The following is an 11,733-nucleotide window of genomic DNA, read 5'->3' on the forward strand; positions in this document are numbered from 1 at the left end:
GCTCGGCCGGACGGATCCCACCCACAACCTGGTGGATCCAGTCGGCCACGGCTCCGAGCGCGTAGTGGTTGAAGCTCGTCATCTCGCCGGGGTTGATGGTCCCATCCGGGAGCATCGAGTCCCAGCGCTCCCACACCGTCGTCGCCCCCATCGTCACCGGGTAGAGCCACGACGGGTTCTCGGTCTCCAGGAGCAGCCGGTACGCGTCCTCCACATGACCGGTCTCGGAGAGCGCCCAGGTGACGAACGGCGTTCCGGCGAACCCCGTCGTGACGCGGTAGTCGCCGGCCTGCACGAGACCGGCCAGGCGATCGGCCGCCTTCCCGCGGTCCTCGTCGTCCAGCAGCCCGAAGCAGATGGCCAGCGCGTAGACCGTGACGCAATCCGAGCGCACGATGCCGTCCTCGACGTAGTGCTCCTGGAAGGCTGCGCGCGTCCGGTCCGCCAGCGCGCGCCAGCGCCCCTCCTCCTCCGCGAGACCGAGTATTCCCGCGGCCTCCGCGGCGAACACGGCGCTCCGGTACAGGCACGCGGTCGCGACGACGTGCGGATCCGCCTTCGCGGCGGCCGGGTTCTCCGGCGGAGCATCCGGGTCGAGCCAGTCGCCGAACTGGAAGCCCTGGTCCCAGAGTCCGGTCGGCGAGAGCGCCTTCTCGACGGACTCGAGATGCAGCACCATCGCCGGGTAATGCGCGGCGAGCCTCTCCCGGTCGCCGTAGGCGCGCCACAGCGCCTCCGGCACCCACACCGCCGCGTCCCCCCAGATCGCCGTGGCGCCCAGCTCGGGGAACGCGAAGTCCTCGGGGAAGTGCGCGTACTTCAGCACGTCGGGCACGACGATCGGCACGATGCCGGCCGCCGAGTTGCGCGTCTCGGCATGCAGATCCTCCAACCAGTCGTGCAGGAAGTCCGAGGTGTCGAACTGGAACGAGGCCGATGCGGCGTATGCGGCGATGTCACCCGTCCAGCCGAGGCGCTCATCCCGCTGCGGGCAGTCGGTCGGGACGCTGAGGAAGTTGCCCTTCTGCCCCCACACCGAGTTGTGCACGAGCTGGTTCACGAGCGGCTCCGAGCACTCGAAGGACCCGGTGCGGCGCATCTCCGAGTGCACGACGACGGCCTCGAGGTCTTCCGCGCGCACCTCGCCGGGCCAGCCCGTCACCTCGACGTAGCGGAACCCGTGGAAGGTGAGCGTCGGCTCGAACACGTCCTGTCCGCCGGACAGCACGAACACGTCCGTGGCCCGCGCGGCGCGCAGCGGGCGGACGCCCAGCTCGCCGTCCTCGAGCACCTCCGCGTGCCGCAGCACGACCTCGATCCCGCGGGGACCCTGCACGGTCGCCCGCACCCAGCCCACGAGGTTCTGCCCGAAGTCGACGAGCGTGCGGCCCGACGGCGATGCCCAGATCCGCTCCGGGCGCAGGATCTCCTGGCGCCTCACCGGCGGACCCGCCTGGGCGACGAGCCTGGTGCGGTCCACGTCGACCGTCTCGACGGTCAGCGCCTCCCCCGGCACGCCGCGCAGGCGCGCATCGATCGTCTCGCCGTTGTAGAGCGAGTTGCGCAGCACCTCGCTGGTCTCCGCGGCCCATCCCCGGTCCGTCGCGATCGTCTGGACGGCACCGTCCTCGAACACGAGCTCCAGGGCGAGCGCCGCCGCGATCCGGTCGCCGTAGTTGGCGTTCGCGCCCTCGAAGCCGAGGTCGCCGCGGTACCACCCGTTGCCCAGCAGCACCTCGAGGGCGAGGTCCCCGGATCCGGTCCGCACCGCCTCCGTGACGTCCCAGCTCTGGAACGGGAGCCGCCATTCGTACGCGTTCCAGCCCGGATCCAGCACGGAGTCCGAGACCGGCTCACCGTCCAGTCGCGCTTCGTAGACGCCCAGCGCGGTGGCGCTGAGGCGGGCGGAGGCCACGGCGCCGCGCGGCTGCACCGGGGTCGCGGTCCGCCGGAAGCGGATCGCGGCCTCGCGCGGAGCCTCCGCGGTGAGGAAGTCGGCCTGGTGGAGGGGGCTGTGCATCTCGGTCCTTCCGGATCGTGGGCGTGCGGCTGGTTCGGGGGTCAGGACTCGATCGGCGCGGCGGCCTCAGGCTCCGCCTCGACGTCGACGGTGCGCAGGGACTCGGTGACGAACTGGCTCTCCCCGGCGTTGCGGAAGGCGAACCAGGCGACCACGAGCCCGACGGCCACGACGGCGCTCAGCACCGCGTACAGCCCCTGCGGGCTGACCGCGATGAGCGCGGGGGTGACGAAGGCGAGGAGCGCGGCGACCACGCGGGCGACGGCGATGACGGCGCCCTGCGCCGTCGTGCGCAGCAGCGTCGGGAAGGATTCCTGCGTCCACACCTTCATGATCCCCTCGAAGGCGAAGGCGCCGCCGATGCCCATGAACAGGTTCATCGCGATGATCGTGGGCAGGCTGAAACCGAGGATCGCCGGGGTCAGATAGCCGAGGAGCAGCACGACCGCGCCGAAGACGAAGTAGGTCATCCGGCGCTTGCCGTCGACGATGCGCATGAACCAGAGCCCGGCCAGCAGCCCGATCGGGAACGACGCCAGGCCGATCGCCGAGTTCAGCTGGACGGGGATCCCCGCGACGTTGACGGCGAGGTAGGTGCCGAACTGGCCGCCGGTGTTCGCGCCGACGTTGGTGAGCGCGTAGAACACGAGCAGTGCGACGAACGGGCCCAGATACGGCTTGCGCAGCAGGTCGCGGACGGAGGCGCGGTCGGCGCGCACCGTCACGACGCCGCGACGGCGCTCGTCGCGGGCCGCCAGCCAGAACGGCGACTCCGGGATCGTGAGCCGCGCGAGGAACACGAGCGCGGCGACGATCCCGACCTGGCCGAACAGCAGCTGGCCGCCGAGGCGGCCCATGCCGCCGGCGAACGTCGCGATGACGATCGTTCCGAGGATCCCGATCACCCAGAGGATGTTGGAGAGCCCGATGATCGCGCCGCGGTTCTTCTCGGTGGCGGCCTCCGAGATCGTCGAGAGCGAGACGGGGAGGTCCGCCCCGGTGCCGAGCCCCGCGAGGACGACGCCGCCCAGCAGCGCGGGGAAGGACGCCCCGAAGATGAGCAGTGCGATGCCGCCGATCACGATGAGCATCGTGACGAGGAAGACGGTGCGACGGCCCAGCGCGTCTCCCAGCCGGCCTCCGAAGATCGCGCCGATCGCGATCGAGAGCGTGAGCATGCCGGACAGGATGCCGATCTGGTCGGGCGTGATGCCGATCGTGTGCTGATAGATCACGAGGGCGATGCCCGTCGCGACGATCGTGGCGGCGTCGATGTACGACGCCATGCCGCACACGACGCCGACCCACCAGGGGTTCGGGTGACGGACGGCGGGGGCTTCGACGGTCATGGTTCTCCTTTGAACGTGAGCGGTCCGGAGTGCGGCGGCGTATCCCGGCGCGGCGGATCCGAAGTGATCAGCACGCTAGCAAGTTTTGAATCGATTCACAATAGCCGTTTCAAGAACTTCTGACCGCTCCGCATTCCGCCCGGAAACTCCAGATTACTTGACGTCGCTCGGCGGAGCGCCTAGGTTCGACACCAAGACTTGAATCGATTCAGAGCAAAGGAGCCCGTCGATGCCCCTCCTCCTCACCGACCTGCGCGCGGATCACCTCACCGACCCGCTCGCCCTGCGCCGCACGACGCCGCGACTGACCTGGCGACTGGGCGCCGACGGCACGGCCTGCGCCGCGACGGCGCACCGGATCCGGATCACCGGCGCGCACGGCGACGAGGCGCACGACACGGGATGGATCGAGACCTCCGACGCGGCGCTCGAGCCCGAGGGCTTCGCCGGGGAGCCGGGCGCGGAGTACCGCTGGCACCTCGCGGTGCGCGGCGACGACGGCAGCGTCGCAGAGGCGTCCGCCGGCTTCGGCATCGGACTCGCCGACTGGGACGCGCCGTGGGCGGAGCCGGTGCAGGAGCGCGTGCTCACCGAGGGGCCGCTCACGCTCGGTCCGGAGGCCTTCGCCCCCGCGGAGGACGCGACCCCGCCCGGAGAGCGCCTGCATCCGCCCCGCTACCTGCGGCAGGAGTTCGAGCTCCCCGCCGCTCCGGTCTCCGCGCGCCTGCGGATCACCAGCCAGGGCGTGCACCAGCCGTCCCTCAACGGTCTCCCCGCCGGCGATGGCCTGCTGGCTCCGGGGTACGAGAGCTACCAGCACGAGATCTCCGTGATGACCCACGACGTCACCGCCCTGCTGCGCGAGGGGGCCAACGTCCTCGGCGTGATCCTCGGCGACGGGTGGTACGCCGGCCGGATCTCCATCCTCGGCCGCAGCGCCCAGTACGGCGACCTGCTCCGCGCCACGTGGCGCCTGGAGGTGGAGCTCCCCGACGGCACCCGCAGGGTGATCCGCCCCGACGCCGCCGTGCGGAGCTCCCGCGGAGCGATCGACTGGTCTGACATCTTCATCGGAGAGCGCCACGACGCCACCGCGGCCGTCCAGGGCTGGGACGCGCCGACGGACGACGCCGAGGCGTTCGCGGGGTGGACCCCGTGCGCGCTCGTCCCCGTCGACGTGCCGCTCGTGCCCTTCGTCGGCGAGCCGATCCGCCGGGTGAGGGAGCTTCCCGCCCAGAGCATCCTGACGACCCCGGCCGGGGAGACCGTGATCGACTTCGGCCAGGTCATGGCCGGGCGGGTGCGCATGCGCGTCCGCGGCGAGCGCGGGACGGTCGTCCGCCTCGAGCACGCGGAGGTCCTCGACGCCGAGGGCGACTTCCTCAACAACATCCTCGGAGTGAACAAGGACCAGGCCGACGAGTACGTGCTGGCCGGGGACGAGGCGGGCGAGGAGTGGGAGCCGCTGTTCACCTTCCACGGATTCCGCTACGTCAAGCTGATCGGCTACCCGGGCTCCCCCGCTCCGGAGGACTTCACCGCCGCCGTCATCGCGAACGACCTCGAGCAGACCGCCTCGTTCTCGTCCTCGCACGCGCGCCTGGACCGCCTGGTCGAGAACACGGTGTGGTCGCAGCGCTCCAACTTCCTCGCGGTCCCGACCGACTGCCCGCAGCGGGAGCGCGCCGGGTGGACGGGGGATCTGCAGATCTTCGCGCCGACCGCCGCGACCCTGATGGGCGTGGCCGCGTTCCTCGACCGCTGGCTGGCGAATGTGCGCGTCGATCAGGCCGCGCACGACGGGGTCGTGCCGATCATCGTGCCCATGCCGCCCGCGATGGACGACCCGGATCTCCCGAACGCGGGCCTCGGGGACATCCGCGACGCCGCCGGATGGAGCGACGCCATCACGATCGCACCCTGGGAGCTGTACCGACACTACGGGGACCCGCGGTTCCTCCGCGACAACCTCGACGCCATGCGCATCTGGGTCGAGCATCAGACCGCGGTCGCCGCGTCGACGCTGCCGGCGGGGCTGGACCCTGCGACGCTGTCCGAGGAGCGCCTCGCCCGGCAGCGCCTGCTGTGGAACGGCCGGATGAACTTCGGCGACTGGCTCGCGCCGTCGACGCTGGACGGATCCCGCCCCGAGGCGGACGGGCTCGACGGGTTCGCGGCGATCATGCTGGCGCCGCAGCTGACCGCCGAGCTCACCGGCCCGCTGTTCCAGATCCGCTCCCTCGATCTCTACGCCGCGTCCGCCGAGGCTCTCGGCGACACCGCGACCGCCGCGCAGGTGCGCGCGCAGGCCACCGCGGTGCGCGCCGCCTTCGCCGCGGAGTACGTGGGCGACGACGGACGGATCGGCCCCGACATGCAGGGGATCGCCGTGCTCGCCCTCGCCTTCGACGCCGTCCCGGCCGAGGTGCGCCCGCGGGTGGTCGAGCGCCTCGTCGAGCTCGTCCACGAGGCGGGGATCCACCTCGACACCGGATTCGTCTCGGTCCCGTTCCTGCTCGACGTGCTGTGGGACGAGGGGCACCCGGACCTCGCCAGGGCCCTGCTCATCCAGGACACGGCGCCGTCGTGGCTCTACGAGGTCGACCACGGCGCCACCACCATCTGGGAGGCGTGGCGCGCCGTGCACGAGGACGGCACCGTCGAGCGCATGTCGATGAACCACTACGCGTTCGGCTGCGTCGTCGACTGGATGATGCGCCGGCTCGCGGGCATCGAGGCCGTCGAGCCCGGATACCGGCGCACACGCATCGCGCCCGATCTCGACGGCGTGCTCGACCACTGCCGCGCGCACGTGGATGCGCCCGCCGGCCGGATCGCCGTGGACTGGCGGCGCGACGGCGCGACGGCCGAGCTGACCGTGGAGCTCCCGCTCGGGGTCGGCGCCGACGTCGACCTCGCGCCGGGCTGGATCCTGGACGGATCCGCCGCCCTCTCCCCCGGCATCCACACCCTCCGCGCCCGCCGCACCGAAGAAAGCACCGCATCATGACAACGCTCTCCCCCGAGATCCTGGCCGAGCTCGAGAAGCAGTCGATCGAACTGCCCAGCTGGGCGTTCGGCAACTCCGGCACGCGCTTCCGGGTGTTCGGCACGCCCGGGACGCCGCGCGACCCCTACGAGAAGATCGCCGACGCCGCCCAGGTGCACGCGCACACCGCGCTGGCGCCGGTCGTGGCGCTGCACATCCCCTGGGATCTCGTCGACTCCTACGACGACCTGCGCCGGCACGCGGAGGATCTGGGCGTCGCGCTGGGCACCGTGAACTCCAACACGTTCCAGGACGAGGACTACAAGTTCGGCGCGCTCACGCACGAGGACGACCGGATCAGGCAGAAGGCGATCGACCACCACTTCGCCTGCATCGACGTGATGCACGCGACCGGATCCCGGGATCTGAAGATCTGGCTCGCGGAGGGATCCAACTACCCCGGGCAGAACGACATGCGCGCCCGCCAGGACCGCCTGCAGGACTCGCTGCAGCGGATCTACGCGCGCCTCGGCGACGCGCAGCGCCTGGTGCTGGAGTACAAGTTCTTCGAGCCGGCGTTCTACCACACCGACGTGCCGGACTGGGGGACGAGCTATGCGCAGGTCGCCGCGCTCGGCGAGCGGGCGATGGTGTGCCTGGACACCGGCCACCACGCCCCCGGCACCAACATCGAGTTCATCGTGATGCAGCTGCTGCGCCTCGGCAAGCTCGGCTCGTTCGACTTCAACTCGCGGTTCTACGCCGACGACGACCTCATCGTGGGAGCGGCGGATCCGTTCCAGCTGTTCCGGATCATCTCCGAGGTGATCCGCGGCGGCGGGCTGAACAACCCCGACGTGGCGTTCATGCTCGACCAGTGCCACAACATCGAGGCGAAGATCCCCGGGCAGATCCGCTCGGTGCTGAACGTGCAGGAGATGACCGCGCGCGCCCTGCTGATCGACCGCGAGGCGCTGGCCGCCGCGCAGCGCGCGAACGACGTGCTGGGCGCGAACGCCGTGCTGATGGACGCGTTCTACACCGACGTGCGTCCGGCGCTCGCCGCCTGGCGGGAGGAGCGCGGCCTGCCCGCCGACCCGATGGCGGCGTTCCACGCCTCCGGCTACCTGGAGCGCATCTCCGCCGAGCGCGTCGGCGGCGCCCCGGCCGGCTGGGGCGCCTGAGCGCTCCCCGCGACCGTCCGAGACCCTCCCCGAACACCGCATCCAAGGAAGAGACATGATCCATCCCATCGCCGCCGCGCTGCTCGCACGCAGTAACCGTCTGGGCGCCGACCCGAAGAACACGAATTACGCGGGCGGGAACACCTCCGCCAAGGGCACCGACACGGATCCCGTCACCGGAGAACCGGTCGAGCTGTTGTGGGTGAAGGGCTCGGGCGGTGATTTGGCCACGCTGACCGGGCAGCGGCTGGCGGTGCTGCGGCTGGACCGGTTGCGGGCGCTGCGGGGCGTGTACCCGGGTGTGGACCGGGAGGACGAGATGGTCGCCGCGTTCGATTACTGCCTGCACGGCAAGGGCGGGGCGGCTCCGTCGATCGACACGGCGATGCACGGACTCGTCGATGCCGCGCACGTGGACCACCTGCACCCCGACAGCGGCATCGCGATCGCGACCGCCGCGGACGGGGAGGCGCTCACCGCGGCGGTCTTCGGCGGCCGGGTCGCGTGGGTGCCGTGGCGGCGGCCGGGGTTCCAGCTGGGCCTGGACATCGCCCAGGTCAAGGCCGACAACCCCGGCACGATCGGCTGCATCCTCGGCGGGCACGGCATCACGGCCTGGGGCGACACGTCCGAGGAGGCCGAGGCGCACTCCCGGCGGATCATCGACACGGCCGCCGCATACATCGCCGAGCACGGGAAGGCGGAGCCGTTCGGTGGTGTCCGTGCCGGGTTCGAGGCGCTGCCCGCCGCCGAGCGGCGTGAGCGGGCCGCGGCCCTCGCGCCCACGATCCGGGGTCTCGCCTCCACCGACAGGCCGATGGTCGGGCACTTCACCGACACCCCCGTGGTGCTCGATTTCCTCGCCGCGGAGAAGGCTCCGGCGCTCGCCGCGCTCGGCACGTCCTGCCCCGACCATTTCCTGCGCACCAAGGTGAAGCCGCTCCTGCTGGATCTGCCCGCGACCGCGACGGCCGAGGAGCAGATCACACGCCTGCACGAGCTGCACGCCGTCTACCGCGCGGACTACCAGGCCTATTACGACGCGCACGCCGATGCTTCCTCCCCCGCGATCCGCGGCGCGGATCCGCTGATCGTGCTCGTCCCCGGTGTCGGCATGTTCTCCTACGGCGCGAACAAGCAGACCGCCCGCGTGGCGGGCGAGTTCTACGTCAACGCGATCAACGTGATGGCCGGCGCCGAAGCGCTCTCCACCTACACCCCCATCTCGGATGCGGAGAAGTTCCGCATCGAGTACTGGGCGCTCGAAGAGGCCAAGCTGCAGCGCATGCCGAGACCGAAGACCCACCAGGGCCGGATCGCGTTCGTCACCGGCGCCGCCTCCGGGATCGGCAAGGCCATCGCCACCCGCCTCGCCGCCGAGGGCGCCTGCGTGATCATCGCCGACCTCGACCTGGACAAGGCCCGCGCCGCCGCCGCGGAACTCGGGAACACCGACGTCGCGATCGGCGTCGCCGCGAACGTCGCCGACGCTACCGCCGTGCAGGCCGCCCTGAACGAGGCCGTGCTCGCGTTCGGCGGCGTCGACCTCGTCGTCAACAACGCCGGTCTCTCCCTGTCGAAGCCGCTGCTGGAGACCACCGAGAAGGACTGGGACCTGCAGCACGACGTGATGGCGAAGGGATCCTTCCTCGTCTCCCAAGCCGCCGCCCGCATCCTCATCGACCAGCATCTCGGCGGCGACATCGTCTACATCTCCTCCAAGAACTCGGTGTTCGCCGGCCCGAACAACATCGCCTACTCCGCCACGAAGGCCGACCAGGCCCACCAGGTGCGCCTGCTCGCCGTCGAACTCGGAGAACACGGCATCCGCGTGAACGGCATCAACCCCGACGGCGTCGTCCGCGGATCCGGGATCTTCGCCTCCGGCTGGGGCGCGAACCGCGCCGCGACCTACGGCGTCGCCGAGGAAGACCTCGGCCAGTTCTACGCGAACCGCACCATCCTCAAGCGCGAGGTCGTCCCCGAGAACGTCGCCGACGCGGTCTACGTCCTCACCGGCCCCGACCTCACCCGCACCACCGGACTCCACATCCCCGTCGACTCCGGCGTCGCCGCCGCCTTCCTCCGATGACCACGACCCGCACCCCTCCCCGAATGCACGGCATCGCGCCGAGTGCACCGGAAGCTCACGCGAACACGCCGTGTACTCGACAGCTTCCCGTGCGTTCGGCGCAGGAGTCGGCGCGATGAGCGCCGCGCAGCCCCGTCGCGCGTTCGCCGCCGTCGATCTCGGCGCCACGAGCGGGCGCGTCATGATCGGCCGCGTCGGAGCGGATCTGCTCGAACTCGAGCAGGTGGCACGGTTCCCGAACGGGCCCGTGCGGCGCCAGGACGGCCTGCACTGGGACTTCGAGGCGCTCGTGGAGCACGTCCTCGACGGCCTCGCCGAGGCGGTGCGCCGCGAGCCCGCGATCGAGAGCATCGGCATCGACACCTGGGCGGTCGACTACGGGCTGCTGCAGGGCGACGCGCTGCGGGCCGAGCCGTTCCACTACCGCGACGAACGCGGCGCCCGCGGCGTCGACATGGTGCACGCACGAGTGCCGTTCGCCGAGCTGTACGCCCGCAACGGCCTGCAGTTCCTGCCGTTCACCACGCTGTACCAGCTCGCCGCGGATGACGGCGCGGCCGAGGCCGAGACCGCCCTGCTCGTCCCCGACCTCGTCGCGCACAGGATCACCGGCGTCCGCGTTGCCGAGCGCACGAACGCCTCGACCACGGGACTGCTCGGCGTGCACGACCGGGAATGGGACGTCGCGCTCGCGGAGCGGATCGGGATCCGCGCCGGCCTGCTCCCGCCGCTCATCGACCCCGGCCAGCGGATCGGGCCGCTGCTCCCCGCCGTCGCCGCGCGGATCGGGGCGGATCTTCCGGTCGTCGCGGTCGGCTCCCACGACACGGCCTCGGCGGTCGCCGCCGCCCCACTCGCGTCCCCCTCCACGGCGTACATCTCCTGCGGCACCTGGGGCCTGGTCGGGCTCGAGCTCGACGAGCCCGTGCTCACCGACGCTGCGCGCGACGCCGGCTTCACGCACGAGCTCGGCGTCGATGGGCGGATCCGCTTCCTGCACAACGTGACCGGCCTGTGGCTGCTCACCGAGACCGTGCGCGCCTGGGAGGCCGAGGACGGCGCGCCGATCGATCTCCCGGAGCTCCTGGCACGTGCGGCCGCCGCGGACCCTGCCGGCCCCATGTTCGACGCGAACGATCCGTCCCTGAGCGCACCGGGCGACATGCCCGCGCGCATCCGCGCCGTGGTCCGCGCCTCGGGCTCCGAGCCTCCCACCGACCGTGCCGCATTCGTCCGCCTGGTCGTCGAGTCGATCGCCCAGGCGTTCGCGGACGCCCTGGGAGCCGCGGCGGAGCTCACCGGGCGGACGATCGAGGCGATCGACCTCATCGGCGGCGGATCCCTCAACCGGCTGCTCTGCCAGGCGACCGCCGATCGATCCGGCCTGCCCGTGCTCGCGGGTCCGGTCGAGGCCACGGCGCTCGGCAACGTGCTCGTGCAGGCGCGCGCGGCCGCGGCCTTCGGCGCGGACGCCTCCCTCGCGCAGCTGCGCGACCTGGTCCTCCGCACACATCCGCCCGTGCACTACGCGCCACGGGGCTGATCCCGAATCGGCGCGGCGCCCGACGCCGCGCCGCCGTCCTCAGGTCGCGATGCGGGCGAGCCGGGCTTCGAGCCCGTGCCAGTCCGGCGCGGGGGCGTGCACGGAGGGCGCATCAGGCAGCAGCCGCACCGGCGCGTGCCGGTAAGTGCCCGCGACGATCGGCGCCGGCAGGAGCACGGCAGGGGGCGCCGCGGCGACCGCGGCCTCCGCGACCGCCTCCGCGACCGCCTCCGCGCCCGGCACCGGCGCACTGTCCTGCGACGCGTGGGCGGCCTCGGCAGCGGCCTCGTCGGCACTGCCCTCCCGGGGGACGGACGCCTCCGCGGGCTCCACGGGTGCGCCGAGCCCGAAGGCGGCCAGCACCTCGTCGCGCACCTCGGCGATCGTCGGGCCCTCGCGATCGCGGAAGTCCACGATCAGGTCGGCCTCGGCCTGGGCGGCCAGCGAGCGACGGGTGTCCGTGAACGCGCTCTCGCCCCGGCGCAGCTCGACCTCGACGCCGCCGCGGTCCCGCACGATCGAGCGGCGCAGCGTGCCCTCGGGTGCGGGGACGGAG

The 11,733-nt window shown here is 72.0% G+C and carries 6 protein-coding genes and 1 pseudogene; 4 read left to right on the plus strand and 3 right to left on the minus strand.

The window, feature by feature from the left end; all coding sequences use genetic code 11:
* Together B7X32_RS12790 and B7X32_RS12795 are read right to left on the minus strand one after the other, a co-directional pair.
* Window positions 1-2,020, minus strand: a 2,020-nt coding sequence (locus tag B7X32_RS12790; protein WP_292720142.1) for a family 78 glycoside hydrolase catalytic domain, incomplete at its 3' end; no start/stop codon positions are given.
* Between the two features lie 41 nt (window positions 2,021-2,061).
* On the minus strand, window positions 2,062-3,369 hold the full coding sequence (locus tag B7X32_RS12795; protein ID WP_292720145.1) for an MFS transporter: 1,308 nt from the start codon (window positions 3,367-3,369) through the stop codon (window positions 2,062-2,064).
* A 229-nt stretch (window positions 3,370-3,598) separates the two neighbouring features.
* On the opposite strand from B7X32_RS12795, the gene B7X32_RS12800 reads away from it, so the two are divergent.
* From B7X32_RS12800 to B7X32_RS12815, 4 genes are all read left to right on the plus strand, one after another.
* Window positions 3,599-6,379 (plus strand): alpha-L-rhamnosidase, encoded by a 2,781-nt coding sequence (locus B7X32_RS12800; RefSeq protein ID WP_292720147.1) that lies wholly within the window; start codon window positions 3,599-3,601, stop codon window positions 6,377-6,379.
* On the plus strand, window positions 6,376-7,542 hold the full coding sequence (gene rhaI / locus B7X32_RS12805) for an L-rhamnose isomerase (RefSeq protein WP_292720150.1): 1,167 nt from the start codon (window positions 6,376-6,378) through the stop codon (window positions 7,540-7,542). The genes B7X32_RS12800 and rhaI overlap by 4 nt, the downstream gene beginning before the upstream one ends.
* A 55-nt stretch (window positions 7,543-7,597) precedes the next feature.
* Entirely contained in the window at window positions 7,598-9,634 is a 2,037-nt protein-coding gene (locus B7X32_RS12810; RefSeq protein ID WP_292720153.1) for a bifunctional aldolase/short-chain dehydrogenase, read from the plus strand.
* A gap of 115 nt (window positions 9,635-9,749) precedes the next feature.
* Window positions 9,750-11,177, plus strand: coding sequence for a rhamnulokinase family protein (locus tag B7X32_RS12815; RefSeq protein ID WP_292720156.1), 1,428 nt, complete (start codon window positions 9,750-9,752; stop codon window positions 11,175-11,177).
* A 39-nt stretch (window positions 11,178-11,216) separates the two neighbouring features.
* Here B7X32_RS12815 and B7X32_RS12820 read toward each other — a convergent pair.
* Window positions 11,217-11,733, minus strand: a pseudogene (locus B7X32_RS12820) (hypothetical protein); the annotation flags it as partial.

The sequence above is a fragment of the Microbacterium sp. 13-71-7 genome, assembly GCF_002257455.1.
GTDB lineage: Bacteria > Actinomycetota > Actinomycetes > Actinomycetales > Microbacteriaceae > Microbacterium.

Bases quoted from the DNA above. Each gene is read 5' to 3' on its own strand.
- B7X32_RS12795 (WP_292720145.1), bottom strand. From the start codon at position 3,369: ATGACCGTCGAAGCCCCCGCCGTCCGTCACCCGAACCCCTGGTGGGTC.
- B7X32_RS12800 (WP_292720147.1), top strand. From the start codon at position 3,599: ATGCCCCTCCTCCTCACCGACCTGCGCGCGGATCACCTCACCGACCCG.
- rhaI (WP_292720150.1), top strand. From the start codon at position 6,376: ATGACAACGCTCTCCCCCGAGATCCTGGCCGAGCTCGAGAAGCAGTCG.
- B7X32_RS12810 (WP_292720153.1), top strand. From the start codon at position 7,598: ATGATCCATCCCATCGCCGCCGCGCTGCTCGCACGCAGTAACCGTCTG.
- B7X32_RS12815 (WP_292720156.1), top strand. From the start codon at position 9,750: ATGAGCGCCGCGCAGCCCCGTCGCGCGTTCGCCGCCGTCGATCTCGGC.